The sequence below is a fragment of the Meiothermus taiwanensis WR-220 genome, assembly GCF_003568585.1.
GTDB classification, from domain to species: domain Bacteria; phylum Deinococcota; class Deinococci; order Deinococcales; family Thermaceae; genus Meiothermus; species Meiothermus taiwanensis.
This window is the reverse complement of sequence record NZ_CP021130.1, coordinates 228,621-243,512: the sequence shown is the minus strand read 5'-3', so window position 1 is coordinate 243,512 and position 14,892 is coordinate 228,621. Positions and strand designations below refer to the sequence as shown.

Genomic DNA, 14,892 nt, shown 5'->3' with positions numbered 1-14,892 from the left:
CCTAAAGCAAGGAGGCCAGCCGCATGCCCTCTGCGGCCATCTGGGCGTAGGTGCCCTGCCCCAGCACGCACAGCCCCACGGCATAGAGGCCCTCGAGGCGGATCAAGCGCATGCTGCTGGGCTCCCACTCCCCTTCGGCAAACACCGCGTACTCCACCCGGTAACCGGGGGTTCCATCCTGCTCGGGCACCTCGGCGTGGCGAGTAGAAAACCTGAAGCCGAGCTGCTGCAAGTGCTGATACAGATCGGGGTAGGCCACCTCCGAGAGGCGGCCGGCTTCCTCGACCACCTGACCGATGTGCAGCCGGGGGCTCAGGAAGCTACCCACCGCCAGCACCACCTTGGGGGCGGTTTTGCGCGGCCCTTCCCAGCTTTCAACACCCACCACCGCCGGGCCTTCCAGCAGCAACCGGGTGACTGAGAGCTGCAACAGGTGAATCCGCGGGTGGTTCTCGAGCCGGTACTTGGCCCGGCTGTGCAGTTCCCAGCCTTTCAAGCCGGCCTCACCCACCAAAGCCAGCAGCGAGCCCTGGGGGAAGGGGGCCTGAATTGGGGTAAAAGGCAGGTAGACCGAGTCCAGGCTGGTGGTGACCAGGCCCACCCTGAGGCCCTTGTGAGCCAGGGCGTAGGCCGCTTCGGAACCGGCGAACCCCGCCCCCACAATCAGCACGTCGTAGTCCACGGGCCACATCATACGCACCTTTCCACACAGGTGCACGCCAGAAGCCTCAACCCAGGGCCCACACCCACACGGCTTCCCACCCGCGCCCCAGAGGGGCTGAGCAGGTAGCGCCGCTGGCCGGCGCTTTTTGATAATGCATTATCATATGAATATGCAACGCTGGTTTGCGCTGATTGTCCTCGGCGGTCTGGCTCTGGGCCAGCCGCTTCAAGTGGCCGCGACCACCACCGTGATAGCCGACCTGGTGCGTGAGGTGGGAGGGCCCCGGGTGCGGGTGGTCACAGTGGTACCGATGGGGGCTGACCCCCACAGCTTCGAGCCGCGCCCTTCCACGGTGCAGGCCCTCGCCCAGGCCCGGGCGCTCTTCGCCAACGGGATGAACCTCGAGGTCTTCCTGGATCGCATCGCCGCCCAGCTTCCCCGCAACGCACCGCTGGTTCGGCTGGCGGAAGGGCTGCCCAATCCCATCTGCTACACCCAGGCCGACCGCCAGGCCCCCGGCGCCCACCTGCACGGCCCCTGCGACCCCCACCTCTGGCTCGACCCCACCTACGGCCTCGCCTACGCCGAGCGCATCCGCGACGCACTGGCCCGCCTCGACCCTGCAGGCCGCGGCCTGTACGAGACCCGGCTGGCCGAGTTTCGGGCCAAACTAAACGCTGCCGACACCGCGGTAAAGGCCTGTATCGCGCGCACCCCTGCTGCCAACCGCAAAGCGGTGGTGCAGCACGACGCCTACCGCTACGCCGGGCGCTACTATGGCGTCGAGTTCGTGGGCTCTATCGCCAACTTCTCAGGCCAGCAACAGGGCGCACGCGCCTTTGCCAACCTGGCTATAGCCATGCGCGAGCGCGGGGTGCGGGTGATCTTCACCGAACCGCAGTTTGCCCAGGCCGAAGCCAGGGCCCTGGCCGAGGCCACCGGTGCCCGTGTTTTCACGCTGTATTCCGACGCGCTCACCCCCCAGGTGGCCAGCTACCTTGCGCTTATCCAGCACAACGGACAGACCATGTGCGAGGCCTTCCGCTAGGCTGTTCAAAGGGCTAGAACAACACCGGCGGCTTGCAAAGTTTTTGATAATGAGTTATCAATATTATCTCGGAGGTGCATGATGAACCGAAGAACTGTATGGCTTGTGGCAAGCCTCTTGCTGGGCCTCCCCGCGTGGGCAGGGCCGGATGATGCCAAGCACCCCGGGCGGCTGGTGGTGGCCGATGGCAAGGTGGGGATGCTACGGGTAATTGACCTCGAGAAGGGCGAGGTGATGGCCTCCTTCTCGGCCCCCGGCCCCGCCAACGTGTACACCGCCGGCAACGGGATGTATGCCTTCGCGCTGCACCGCGAGCAGAACCGGGTAAGCGTGGTGTACGGTGGATTGAGGCAGGAAGACCACGGCGACCACAAAGACCTGGTGGTGGAAGCCCCTTACATCCTTCAGACCTTCACCACCGGCCCCAAGCCCACCCATTTCAGCAGCCACAATGGGATGGCTACCATTTTCAACGATGGCGACGGCACGGTGGCAGTAATAGATGAAAAGAGCCTGGGCCTCAACCTGCGCATGTTCGAGATCGCCACCGGCGCCCCCGACCACGGCGCACCGCTGGCGGTGGGCAACCTGGTGCTGGCCGGTAGCCTGAACCGGGGGGTGGTGGAGGTGTTCAGCCGGGGCGGGCAGAAGATCACCAGCTTTAGCGGCTGCCCGCGCCTGCACGGCCAGGCTGTGCTGGGCAACCGGATCGCCTACGGGTGCAGCGATGGGGTCTTGCTGCTGGAGCGCCAGGGCAATGGTTTCGTGAGCCGCAAGCTGCCCAACCCCGCCGCAGCCCCGCAAAATGCCCGGATCGGCACCCTGGTCAGCCACGGCAAATACCCCTTTTTCATCGGCAATTTTGCACAGGGTCTGGCAAGGGTAGACAGCCAGATAAGCGTGTATCCACTGCCTGCCAACCCGGTACGCTTTGGCTTCGATAAGGACGGGGTGCTGGTGGTGCTGACCGCCGACGGCAGCCTGCACACCCTCGAGGCCCCCACCGGCAAGGTAATCGCCAGCCTGAAGGTCTCCGAACCCATCACCGCCAGCGGCGAGGGTGCGGTGCGGCCCGGCCTGGCCCTGGGGGATGGTAAGGCCTTTGTAACCCTGCCCGACAAGGGAGAGGTGCTCGAGGTCGAGCTTTCCAGCCTGCAGATCAAGCGCCGCTTCAAGGTGGACGGCACACCCGGCAGCCTGGCCTGGCTGTGGGTGGATGGGGTGCGGCACTGACAGCCACCAGGCTTTATTAGCTGCGGGGCTGAACTGCCCCGCATTTAGGTTCTGTCGATCAAAACCTCTGAGGAGATGAACTGTGAGAACCAGCCCGATTCCGGTTGGCGTCCTGGTCGGTTTCCTGGGCGCTGGCAAAACCACCCTGATCAACCATCTGCTCTCAAGCAAGCACGGCAAAAAAATAGCGGTGGTGGTGAACGAGTTCGGCGAGGTCAACGTAGATGCCCGGCTGGTGCGCCACACCACCGAACGCATGGTCGAGATGTCCAACGGCTGCATCTGCTGCACCCTGCGCGAGGACTTGCTGCTGGAGTTGCGCGAGCTTTCGCAGATGGATTTGGACTACATCCTGATCGAGTCCACCGGCATCGGGGAGCCACTCCCCATCGCCCAGACCTTCCACATGGAAGACCTGCCCAGCCGGGTGCGCCTCGACGCCATCATTACCGTGGTGGATTCCGAGGCTTTCTGGGACGACTGGAACCGTAAAGATACGGTCGAAGACGAGGAAGGCAATCCGGTGGAGCAACCCCTGGCACCCCTGCTGGCCGATCAGCTCGAGTTCACCTCCATCGTGCTGCTCAACAAAGCCGACCGGGTGGACGAAGTGGCTTTGCTTCAACTCGAAAGCTTCATCCACGAACTGAACCCTTACGCGCGGATCTACCGCACGGTGCGGGGCCAGATTGAGCCCGAGAAACTCCTGCACACCGGCCTCTACAACTACCAACTGGGTCTGGCCCACCCCGACTGGGAAGCCGAGTGGAACAAGCCCAGCTCGGAGGTTGAGGAGTACGGCTTCGAGAGCTTCGTCTACCGCAGTGAAGTGGGCTTCGATGCCCATGCTTTCGAAAAGTTTTTACACAACTGGCCCAAGAACATCGTGCGCGCCAAGGGCTGGGTCAAATTCGTCAACCATGTGCCGGTCACGCTCTCTCAGGCTGGAAAACAGATCGTGCTCGAGCCTCGCATGGAGCCGCTGCAGCAGCATGAGCTCGCGGCCCTGCCGCCCGAGGAGCAAACCCACTACCAACAGCTGCTCGCAGCTCTCAACCAAGAACCCACCGAGATCGTCTTTATCGGTCGAGGCATACGGAAACAGCGGCGGGTGCTCGAGGGCCGCCTCAATGCGTGCCTGGCGCCTGTGGAGACGTAAACAGCAGGGAGATGGTGGAAGAAAAGGACATCTTGATTGTGGGCGCCGGCCCCGCCGGCATTGGCCTGGGGGTGGCTTTGCAAAAAATTTCTGCGCGGTTTGGCATCCTGGAGCGCGCCAAAACAGGCGCATCGTTCCGCCGCTGGCCGCAAGAAACCCGCATGATCACCCCCTCGTTCACCTCCAATGCCTTCAACCTGCCCGACCTGAACGCCCTCACCCCGGAGACCTCACCGGCCTACTCGCTGGGCCGGGAACACCCCTCGGGCCGGGAGTATGCCCGGTACCTCGAAGCCCTGGCGCGGCATTATGAGCTACCGGTGGTGGAGGGAACGCGGGTGACCAAGGTGGCCCGGCTCGAGGGCACCGAGGGCTTCCTGGTGCATACCAACCGGGGCCTATTCCGAAGCCGCTTCCTGGTCTGGGCGGTGGGTGAGTTTAGTTTTCCCCACTGGCCCTTTGAGGGCGCGCAACACGGGCTGCCCTACAGCCGGGTCAGATCCTGGGGTTCGGTTGAGGGCCAGCAACAGGTCATCATTGGAGGGTACGAATCGGGTATAGATGCTGCATACCACCTGGTGATGCTGGGAAAGGAGGTGATGGTCTTCGACCCCAAAGCCCCCTGGAAAAGGCGGACGGGGGAGCCTTCCCTCGATCTTTCACCCTTTACCCTCGAGCGGCTGCAAAAAGCCCTGGACACCCGGCGGCTAAGCCTGGTAGAGCTGGGCGTGGAGCGCATTGAAAAAAAGCGGGGGGGCTACCTTGTGCATCACACGCACGGCGTACTCCAAGCCCCCCACCGACCCATCCTGGCCGCGGGTTTTGGAAATGGGCTGGAGCCGCTGGAGGGTTTGCTCGAGGTGACCGAGGGAAGACCCCTTCTCTCGGAAAAAGACGAGTCCACCGTGGCCCGTGGGCTGTTTTTGGTCGGCCCCAAGGTCAACCATCACCAAACCGCTTTCTGCTTTATCTACAAGTTCCGCGCCCGCTTCCCGGTGGTGGCCCTGGAGATAGGGCAGCGCCTGGGCCTGGATACCTCGCCGCTGGAAGCCTACCGTAAACGCGGGATGTGGGCCGACGACCTCGAGGCCTGCTGCACGAGCCGCTGTGTTTGCTAGTCCTCCAGGTAGGTATACCCCACCAGCTCCCGCGCGTACAGCTCCATAAAAGCACCTTTTTCGGCCGGGGTCAGTTTTTTGGAGGATCGCACCAGCTTTTCCACGGCCCCGGCCAGCTTGTCCTCTTCATAGCCCATCTTCTCGATGACCCGCCGGGCCTTCTCACCCAGGATGAAGCGTTCGATCTCGTAGCCGTGCTCATCCACTACCACGTGGGCCTCGCCGATGCGGCCAAAGAGGTTGTGGTTCATGCCCAGCACGTCCTGGTAAGCCCCCACGAGGAAAACCCCCAGGTAGTAGGGTTCGCCGGGGCGGATCTCGTGCACCGGCAGGGTGTTGCGCACATCGTGGGTGTCGATGAAGCGGTCGATCTTGCCGTCGGAGTCGCAGGTGATGTCCACCAGGGTGGCCTCGCGGGTGGGGCGCTCGTTCAGGCGGGTGAGCGGCACGATGGGGAACATCTGCTTGATGGCCCAGGTATCGGGCAGGCTCTGGAACAGGCTGAAGTTGCAGACCAGCTTGTCGGCCAGCATCTTTTGCAGGTCTTCGAGTTCGTCGGCGGGGTAGTCGAGCTCGAGGGCCAGCTTGAGGGTCTTGCGGGCAATCTGGTAGAACAGGGCCTCGGCTGCGGCCCGGTCGCGCAGGGAGATGAGGCCCAGGTCGTAGAGGTTCTGGACGGTGTCCTTGTTGGCGAAGGCGTCGTGGTAGACCTCGCGATAGTTCTTGGCCGAGATGCTCCGGGCCAGCTCGAACATATCCTTGACCACCGGGTGGGCGTCCTTGGGCTGCTCGAGCTTCTCCTCGCCGGGGGGGCGGATGGTGTCCACCACCTCGAGCACCAGCACACTGTGGTAGGCGGTCACGGCCCGGCCCGACTCGGTGACCAGGATGGGGTGGGGCTCCCCGTGGCCGTCGCAAATTTCCTTGGTCACATAGACCAGATCCTCGGCGTACTCCTCCAGGGTGTAGTTGGCCGAGGCGTAGAAGGCGGTCTTGGAGCCGTCGTAGTCCACCGCCAGCCCCCCACCCAGGTTGAGGTAGCGCACCGGGGCCCCCAGCTTGCGCAGCTGCACGTAGGTCTGGGCAATCTCACGCACGGCCTGCTTGATGCGGCGGATATCGGTCACCTGGCTGCCGATGTGCGAGTGCAGCATGGCGATGGTGCCCAGCATCCCGGCCTCGGCCAGCATATCCACCGCTTTGATGATCTCGGGGGTGGTGAAGCCAAACTTGGCCGCCTCGCCCCCCGACTCCTCCCAGGCCCCCGAGCCTTTGGTTTTGAGCTTGTAGCGGATGCCAATCTGCGGCTCCACCCCGATTTCTTTAGCGATGCGGATCACCCGCCCCAGCTCGGCGAACTTCTCCAGGGTGATCACCACGTTCCGGCCCAGCTTTTTGCCCATCAGGGCCAGCCGGATAAAGTCGTCGTCCTTGAAGCCGTTGCAGGCGATGATGGACTCGGGGTGCAGATCCTGGGCCAGGATCAGGGCCAGCTCGGCTTTGGAGCCGGCCTCGAGGCCATAGGCAAAAGGTTTTCCCGCCCTGGCTACCGTCTCCACCACCATGCGCCGCTGGTTGACCTTGACCGGGAACAGCCCCTGGTAGCTGGCGTTGTAGTGGTATTTTTTGATAGCCCGGCGGAAGGCCTCGTTGAGCGCCACCACCCGCGCTTCCAGAATCTGGGGGAAGCGCAGCATCACCGGCAATGGGCGCCCCTCATCGCGCAGGTCCTGCACGATCTCAAAGAGCGAGGCGCTGGGGCCCTCCGCCCCCTCGGGTGTGACCTCGAGCTCGCCATCCTCCCCTACCCGAAAAAACCCCGCCGCCCAGTGGGGGACGAGGTAGATTTCTTCGGCATCCTTGGCAGTGAAACGTTTGAGCTTCTCCAACTTGAATCCGGGTCTCCTCACACAGGCTACGGATGGAATGTCAGGGGGCATTCACCGTGCGCTGTCCAGAACAGAGTGTAGGGCATTTTGGCCCAGGATGCTATAGCAAAACACCCTTCATGAGTCACGCGCCGACGTGGGCAAAAACCACAGCAAATCCAAAGCAGGTGGGCATGTGCAACAGCGAAACTAGAGCGGTCTAGCGCACCTCGTGCAGGATCGTCGAGAGAACTAGCGTTCTATTGCGATTGGAGCACAAAAACACCCCCAGGCCCGGGGGTGTTTGGAGGCAGAAGAAGCCGGCGCTTACTTCACAAACAGCATCTCGCGGTAGCTGGGCAGGGGCCAGTATTTATCGGCCAGGATGCGCTCGAGGGCATCGGCGGCCTTGCGCACCTCAGCCATGGCGGGCAGCACGTTGTCGCGCATGTGGTGGGCTTTCTCGTGCACCTCGTCGCCGCCCAGCTCGGCGTTCTGGGCCTTGAGCTTCTCCAGGGCATCCGACAGCGCATCGGTGGCTTCTACCACCTGCTTGATGGTGCGCTCAACCGCCCGCGACTTGACCTCGATCTCCGAGAGTTCGGCCAGGTAGCTCAGGGCGCCGGGCAGAATCTGGGTCTGGGCCACCCACTCGGTGGTCTCGCCCTCGATGTTGACCTGCTTGAAGTAGATGTCGTACATGATCTCCTGGCGGGCGTGAATCTCGCGCTCGTTGAGCACCCCCAGGCGGGTAAACAACTTGATGTTCTTCTCGTCGGTAAAGCGCTCGATGGCATCGACAGCCGTGCGCAGGTTCAACAGCCCCCGCTTGGCGGCTTCCTTGTGCCAGGCCGCCGAGTAGCCGTCGCCGTTGAAGACGATGCGCTTGTGCTGGGCGTAGGTCTCCTTGATGGTCTCCAAAGCGGCCTGCTCGAAGCTCATCTTCTTCTTCATCTTGGCCTCAACCGAGTCCATCAGGGCATCAATGGCGTCGGCCACGATGGTGTTGAGCACCGTGATGGGGAAGGAGATGCTCTGCGAGGAACCCACCGCGCGGAACTCGAACTTGTTGCCGGTAAAGGCGAAGGGCGAGGTACGGTTGCGGTCGCCGGCGTGCTTGGGCAGGGGGGGTAGCACGGGGGTGCCGAGCTCGAGCACCCCAGCTTTTTTGCTCGAGCCACCCTTGCCGTTGGCCAGGCGCTCAAAGATATCGGTGAGCTGGTCGCCCAGGAAGATGGACATGATGGCTGGGGGGGCTTCGTTGGCGCCCAAGCGGTGGTCGTTGGAGGCCGAGGCCACACTAATGCGCAGCAGATCCTGGTGCAGATCCACCGCCTTGATCACCGCCGCACAGAAAAACAGGAATTGCAGGTTTTCGTGCGGGGTGTCGCCGGGCTCCAGCAGGTTGATGCCGGTGTCGGTGCTCATGCTCCAGTTGCAGTGCTTGCCCGAGCCGTTGATGCCGGCGAAGGGCTTTTCGTGCAGCAGGGCCACCAAACCGTAACGGCGGGCGGTGTTCTTGAGCACCTGCATGATGAGCTGCTGGTGGTCGGCGGCAATGTTGGAGGGCTCGAAGATGGGGGCAATCTCGTACTGGCCGGGGGCCACCTCGTTGTGGCGGGTCTTGACCGGGATGCCCAGGGCGTAGAGCTGGTTTTCCACATCGGTCATGAAGGAGAGCACCCGGTCGGGAATGGAGCCGAAGTAGTGATCCTCGAGCTCCTGCCCGCGCGGGGGCTTGGCTCCAAACAGGGTGCGCCCGGTCATGACCAGATCGGGGCGGCGGAAGTAGAACTCCTCGTCAATCAGGAAGTACTCCTGCTCCGCCCCCAGGGTGGAGGAAACCTTGCTGGCCTCCACTCCAAAGTACTTGAGGGCCCGCTGGGCGCTTTTGTTGAGGGCCTCGATGGAGCGCAGCAGGGGGGTTTTGAGGTCGAGGGCCTCCCCCGTCCAGCTAGCAAAAGCGGTGGGGATGCACAGGGTGGCGCCGTTGGAGTGGCGCATGATGAAGGCCGGCGAGGTGGGATCCCAGGCCGTATAGCCCCGGGCCTCGAAGGTCGCACGCAAGCCCCCCGAAGGAAACGATGAGGCATCCGGCTCGGCCTGAATAAGCTCTTTTCCGCTAAACGAGGCAATCACCTTGCCCTCGGAAATCGGGACGAAAAAGCTATCGTGCTTTTCGGCGGTATAGCCGGTGAGGGGGTGGAACCAGTGGGTGTAATGGGTGGCCCCTTTTTCCAGGGCCCATTTTTTCATGGCCAGGGCGATGGTATCGGCGATGCTGGGGTCGAGCGGGGCCCCTTTCTCGATGGTGGCCTGCAGCGACTTCCAAACCGGCTTGGAGACCAGCTCGCGCAACTCGTCCATATCCAGCACATCGCTGGCAAACACCTGGCCGGCGATATCGCTGGAAACCTGCCGAACGTCCTTAAACCGCCAATTGCGGGCCGCCGAAACAACGTCAAAATCGTGGGTCATAGGGTCTCCTGGGGGGTGGTGCTGGTCGGCGCATATTTAGATGTTATGTGTATCTAAATGGGCCGATTATCCAGCACCACTTGGAACAACACAATAGCATAAATCCATAAAAATCAACACCATGTTCGTCAATAAATTGCAAAATGTACCACTGCAAGTGAACTTTTGTCAGAAATAAAGCCAACTATTTACCCTTTTGTTGTTTACACTTGACTTATATGCATTTTAGATATATGCTCTTCGCATATAAGCAGGTGGTTCCCTTGATTCAGCGCAACCCAGAAGAGCAGCAATACCTGAGCAGCTACGACCCCAACGCCTTCGACCGGCCATCGGTCACGGTTGATGTGGTCATCCTGACCCTGCGGGAAGGGCATCTGGAAGCCCTGCTGGTCAAGCGCAAGGAGCATCCATATCTCAACTACTGGAGCCTGCCGGGTGGCTTTGTGCTAACTCATGAGTCGCTCGACGAGGCCGCCGCGCGGGTGCTGCGGCAAAAAGCCGGGCTGGAAGGTATGGTGGGCATGGAGCGGGAAAGCCCCCATAAGCACCCGGTCTACCTCGAGCAGCTCTACACCTTTGGCGACCCCCGGCGCGACCCCCGCATGCGCGTGATTAGCGTGGCCTATTACGCCCTGGTCGAGGCCAGCCACATCCGCGAGGCGGGCGAGGAGATTGCGCTGTTCAAGTTGCGCACACCGGAAGGAGCCAGCAGTGTAGAAATTTTCGATAGCAAAAACAAAAAGTACTCCCTGGCCTTCGACCATGCCGAGATACTGGGGGTGGCCCTGCGGCGCATCCGGGGCAAGCTCTCGTACACCCCCATCGGCTTTGAGCTGCTTCCGGAGCGCTTCACCCTGCGCCAGCTGCAAGCCGTGCACGAAACCATCCTGCAAAAAAAGCTCAACAAGGACTCTTTTCGCCGCAAGATGCTGGCCTCGGGGATGCTCGAGGCCACCGGCGAGCTCGAGCGCGGCCTGGGCCGGCCGGCCGAGCTTTACCGCTTCCGGAGGGAGGTATGAAGACCGCTGTCTTTATCGGGCGCTTCCAACCGCCGCACCTGGCCCACCTCGAGACCATCTCGCGCGCCCTGGAATGCTTCGACCGGCTGATCGTGGTGCTGGGCAGCGCCTACTGCTACCCCACTCCCAAAAACCCCTTCAGCGCCGAAGCGCGCGCGGCCATGATCCGGGCCAGCTTGGGTACGGAAGCGGCCCGCTTGCAGTTTGTAGCCATCGCCGACGACTACTACGACGACCCCCGCTGGTTCCGTACTGTTCGGGCCGCGGTAGAGGCCCTCGCGGGCCCCCAAGCCCGCATCTCCATCACCGGCTACGACAAGGACGAGAGCAGCTACTACCTGCACGGCTTTGGTGACTGGCCCTTCGAGCCCAGCGGGGTGGTAAGCCCCTTGAGCGCCACCGAGGTGCGCAACAGCTACTTTGGCGGCAGCACCGATTGGAAGGCCATGGTTCCGCAGGCAGTGCAGCAGTATATGCAGGAGTTTGCCACCACCCTCGAGTTCAAACGCTTGCAGGACGAATGGAGAACCATTCAACACTACCGCGCGCTCGAGCGGCACTACCCCTACCCCATCCTGCACGTCGCCACCGACGCTTTTGTGCTGGCCCAGGAACAGGTCTTGCTGGTCGAGCGCAACGGGGCCCTCGGCAAGGGGGCCTGGGCCCTGCCGGGGGGCTACCTGGAGCCCCAGGAAACCCTGCTGGCATCGGCCCTGCGCGCGCTGCGCGAGGAGACCGGCCTGGCACTGGAAGCCCAGCACCCCAAGGCCACCCAGGCCTTCGACTACCCGGGCCGCAGCCTGCGCGGACGGGTGATTAGCCTGGGCCACTTCTTCGAGCTGGAGGAGGCCCCAGCACTTGCCAACGAAGGGGCCTTCTGGCTTCCCCTGAGCGAGCTCGAGCGCCACCAGGCCCGCTTTTTTGAGGATCACTATCAGCAGATTTGTTGGTTTTTGGGGCGCGCACCGCACCAACCCGCGCTGTCCCAAGGAAAGGAGCTTTTGTGAAACCCCTCAACCCCCACAACCTCATCCTCAACACCGACAGCTACAAGGCCAGCCACTACGCCCAGTTCCCCAAGGGCATGACCTATGCCAGTTGGTACATCGAAAGCCGCGGGGGCGACTCCAACTTCGTGCGCTTCTTTGGTCTGCAGGCCTTCCTGATCGAGTACCTGAGCAAGGGGGTGAGCCTAGAGGACGTGGAGGAGGCCAAAGCGGTCTTCCTGGCCCACGGCCTGCCCTTCCCCGAGGAAGGCTGGCGCTACATCGCCCAGGACTTAGGGGGGCGGCTGCCGGTGCGCATCCGGGCCGTGCCCGAGGGTCGGGTGGTGCCCGTACACAACCCCCTGGTGATCATCGAGAGCACCGACCCCAAAGTACCCTGGCTGCCGGGCTGGCTCGAGACCGCGCTGCTACGGGCGGTCTGGTATCCCACCACGGTCTGCACGGTTTCCTGGGGCATCCGCAACACCATCAAGGAGTACCTGGAGAAAACCGCCGACGACCCCGAGGCCGAGCTGCCCTTCAAGCTGCACGACTTTGGCGCGCGGGGGGTGAGCAGCCTGGAGAGCGCCGGGCTGGGCGGGATGGCCCACCTGGTGAACTTTATGGGCACCGATACCGTCACTGCCCTGATCTACGCCCGCAACTACTACGGGGCCGAGATGGCCGGCTACAGCATCCCGGCCATGGAGCACAGCACCGTAACCAGCTTTGGCCGCACCGGCGAGGCCCAGGCCTACCGCCAGATGCTCGAGACCTTTGCCAAGCCGGGGGCTTTGCTGGCCATGGTGATTGACTCGTACAACCGCGAGCACGCCGTGGGCCAGATCATCGGCGAGGAGCTGCGCGAGCTCATCCAGCAGTCGGGGGCCACCGTGGTCATCCGGCCCGACTCGGGCGACCCCCCCTTCGTGGTGCTGCGCACCGTGCAGACCCTCGAGGCCAAGTTCGGTGCCACCCTCAACCAGAAGGGCTACAAGGTGCTGAACGGGGTGCGGGTCATCCAGGGCGACGGGGTGAACGCCGACACCATCCGCAAGGTGCTGTTTTTGCTCGAGCAGTGGGGCTACAGCGCCTCCAACGTGGCCTTTGGCATGGGCGGGGCCCTCTTGCAGCACCCCCACCGCGACACCCAGAAGTTCGCCCAGAAGCTGCACCTGGTCACGGTGGACGGCGAGACCTACGGGGTGGGCAAGAGCCCGGTGGACGACCCCGGCAAACTCTCCAAGAAGGGCCGCCTCGACGTCATCCAGGACGAACGCGGCATCCGCACGGTGGAGCTACCCCTGGACGACCCCCAGCCCCACCCCCAGAGCATTTTGCAAACCGTTTTCGAAAACGGTGAGATCAAGCGGCGCTACACCTGGGAGGAGGTGCGGCGCAACGGCTGAAGCAGCACGGGATATCTACACGAGCTCTGTACGATGAAGATAGGAAACAGGCTGCTGGAAAACAGGTTGGGCAAGCCAGTTCCTTGCAGAAAAGGGGCGCTAGCCTGACAAAAAGCGCACCCCAAATGGGTTTCAATGAAACCGCTAGGAAGGGCAAAACTCTATGAATCTATTTGACATCCCCATTCCTCAGGCTGTACTCGACTGGAGCGGCTCGCTGTGTGTGGTGGTCTCGCTGTTCTATCTGTTTCGCAAACACCTGGCCTACTGGCACTGGTCGAACGCCAGCCTGCTACCCTACTTCTGGTTGTTCATGTCGGGTCAGCAGTACCTGCTGGCAGGGCTGCAGGTCACCTATTTGGTTTTTGGCATCCATGGACTATACCTGTGGTATTTGGAAAAACGCCGCGACCTGGGCCAGATTCGCTTTAACGAGCCCTTTTGGTACAGCGTGACCTGGGTGGCTTCGCTGGTCATCTTTGTCTACACCATCGCTGTCACCGACTTCTCAGAGGCCTGGAACTGGGTGCAGTTTGCTGCGGTTTCGCTGGCATTGGTAGCGAATTTTGCTACTACCCGTAAGTGGATCTGGAGCTGGCCGATCTGGATTGGGGTTAACGCCATCAACGCGGTTTATTTCTGGCACCTGGAACTATGGGCGCTGTTCGGATTGCAGTTTGTACTGGCAGCGCTCAGCGTTCTGGGCTGGCAGCAGTGGCGAAAGGATGCGCTCGAGCCGGCCCCGATGGGCGAAGCCAGAACGGGGGCCTGAAGATGTCTAACGACCCCCGGATCACTGGTTTGATCGTGGGGAAATTCGCCCCGCTGCACAAGGGCCACCAGTACTTGATCGAAACGGCCCTGGCCGACCCCACCCTCGACCGCTTACTGGTGCTGGTCTATGCCAACCCCGACTTTCCCTGGATGTCCAGCCAGCGCCGCGCTGGCTGGATTCGGGCCCTCTACCCGCAAGCAGAGGTTTACGTACCCGAAAACCCACCACCGGATGACGCCGACGACCACACTCAGCGTGAGTTCGTAAAAGAATGGCTGGCACAGCACAAGCTCGAGGTGAGGAAGGTCTACACCAGTGAAGGCTACGGCCCAGGTTTTGCCCAGCACATCGGCGCCGAGCATGTATCGGTGGACTTGCAGCGCGAGCGGTTCCCCATCTCGGGTACACAGGTACGGACGTGGGTTAAGGAGATCGCGGAAAGTATCGAAGTCAAAGTAACCGGTACGTGGGAGAATTCCCACAGCCAGGCCAGACTGACGCAGTGGGTTCACCCCCAGGTCGTCAGAGACCTGTTGCACTGGCTCGACCCGGTGAAGAAGGTGGTTTTTTTGGGGGCCGAGTCTACCGGTAAAACCACCCTAACCCAGCGCATGGCCCAGGAATTCGGCAGTTTGTTTGTGCATGAGTACGGGCGCGAGTACTACGAACGAAAAGGCGGAAAGCTGGTTCTGGAAGACTACGTACAAATCGCCTGTCAACACCTGGAATTGGAAAACCGTGCCCGCCTTGAACTGGCCCACACCAAAGGTAGCAGCTACCTGTTTGTAGACACCAATGCCCTCACCACCCTTTTCTTCAGTTACTACTACAACCAAGGCGGCCTACCCCGGTTACACCAACTGGCCAACGCCTGCAAAGAACGCTATCACTACTTTTTTGTATGCGACGACGACATTCCTTTCGAGCAGGATGGTTGGCGCGACAACGCCGTCTGGCGGGGCCGGATGCAGGGGCTGATACTTCATGACCTCGATTGCCGTGGCATCGAGTATAGCGTCGTGCGTGGCAGTTTGGAGGAACGGGTGGAGCAGGTCAAGCGGGTGCTAGCAGGCCTGCCCCTAGACACACCACCCTCTTCACCCCGGCATTTGGGGCCGAGGCCCTGAGCTTG

Annotated in this window: 12 protein-coding genes; 9 read left to right on the top strand and 3 right to left on the bottom strand. The window is 62.2% G+C overall.

Annotated features, from left to right (window positions below; genetic code table 11):
• Position 1 precedes the first annotated feature (1 nt).
• Positions 2-694 (bottom strand): FAD-dependent oxidoreductase, encoded by a 693-nt coding sequence (locus MTAI_RS01295; protein WP_036196768.1) that lies wholly within the window; start codon positions 692-694, stop codon positions 2-4.
• A gap of 139 nt (positions 695-833) precedes the next feature.
• On the opposite strand from MTAI_RS01295, the gene MTAI_RS01290 reads away from it, so the two are divergent.
• The 4 genes from MTAI_RS01290 to MTAI_RS01275 all read left to right on the top strand — a co-directional run bounded on the left by MTAI_RS01290 (position 834) and on the right by MTAI_RS01275 (position 5,222).
• Entirely contained in the window at positions 834-1,712 is an 879-nt protein-coding gene (locus MTAI_RS01290; RefSeq protein WP_027886539.1) for a metal ABC transporter substrate-binding protein, read from the top strand.
• A 105-nt stretch (positions 1,713-1,817) separates the two neighbouring features.
• A complete protein-coding gene (locus MTAI_RS01285) occupies positions 1,818-2,945 on the top strand; it encodes a PQQ-binding-like beta-propeller repeat protein (protein WP_223299618.1) in 1,128 nt (375 codons plus the stop codon).
• Between the two features lie 82 nt (positions 2,946-3,027).
• The gene (locus MTAI_RS01280) at positions 3,028-4,104 is read left to right on the top strand and encodes a CobW family GTP-binding protein (protein WP_027886541.1); all 1,077 of its coding nucleotides are present in this window, start codon (positions 3,028-3,030) and stop codon (positions 4,102-4,104) included.
• Positions 4,105-4,115: 11 nt separating this feature from the next.
• A complete protein-coding gene (locus MTAI_RS01275; protein ID WP_027886542.1) occupies positions 4,116-5,222 on the top strand; it encodes an NAD(P)/FAD-dependent oxidoreductase in 1,107 nt (368 codons plus the stop codon).
• On the opposite strand, the gene speA is transcribed toward MTAI_RS01275, so the two are convergent.
• Positions 5,219-7,111 (bottom strand): biosynthetic arginine decarboxylase, encoded by a 1,893-nt coding sequence (gene speA, locus MTAI_RS01270; protein ID WP_027886543.1) that lies wholly within the window; start codon positions 7,109-7,111, stop codon positions 5,219-5,221. The two genes, MTAI_RS01275 and speA, sit on opposite strands and share 4 nt — an antisense overlap.
• Before the next feature lie 306 nt (positions 7,112-7,417).
• Entirely contained in the window at positions 7,418-9,568 is a 2,151-nt protein-coding gene (locus MTAI_RS01265; RefSeq protein ID WP_187388566.1) for a glutamine synthetase III family protein, read from the bottom strand.
• Between the two features lie 218 nt (positions 9,569-9,786).
• On the opposite strand from MTAI_RS01265, the gene MTAI_RS01260 reads away from it, so the two are divergent.
• The 5 genes from MTAI_RS01260 to MTAI_RS01240 all read left to right on the top strand — a co-directional run bounded on the left by MTAI_RS01260 (position 9,787) and on the right by MTAI_RS01240 (position 14,887).
• Complete coding sequence (locus MTAI_RS01260) at positions 9,787-10,590, top strand: NUDIX hydrolase (protein WP_210210035.1); 804 nt, start codon at positions 9,787-9,789, stop codon at positions 10,588-10,590.
• Positions 10,587-11,597 (top strand): NUDIX domain-containing protein, encoded by a 1,011-nt coding sequence (locus tag MTAI_RS01255; protein WP_027886546.1) that lies wholly within the window; start codon positions 10,587-10,589, stop codon positions 11,595-11,597. The genes MTAI_RS01260 and MTAI_RS01255 overlap by 4 nt, the downstream gene beginning before the upstream one ends.
• Complete coding sequence (locus tag MTAI_RS01250) at positions 11,594-12,985, top strand: nicotinate phosphoribosyltransferase (protein WP_027886547.1); 1,392 nt, start codon at positions 11,594-11,596, stop codon at positions 12,983-12,985. The genes MTAI_RS01255 and MTAI_RS01250 overlap by 4 nt, the downstream gene beginning before the upstream one ends.
• A 163-nt stretch (positions 12,986-13,148) precedes the next feature.
• Positions 13,149-13,757, top strand: a complete 609-nt coding sequence (locus MTAI_RS01245) for a nicotinamide mononucleotide transporter family protein (protein WP_027886548.1) — start codon at positions 13,149-13,151, stop codon at positions 13,755-13,757.
• A gap of 2 nt (positions 13,758-13,759) precedes the next feature.
• Positions 13,760-14,887, top strand: a complete 1,128-nt coding sequence (locus MTAI_RS01240; RefSeq protein ID WP_043982135.1) for an AAA family ATPase — start codon at positions 13,760-13,762, stop codon at positions 14,885-14,887.
• Positions 14,888-14,892 lie beyond the last annotated feature (5 nt).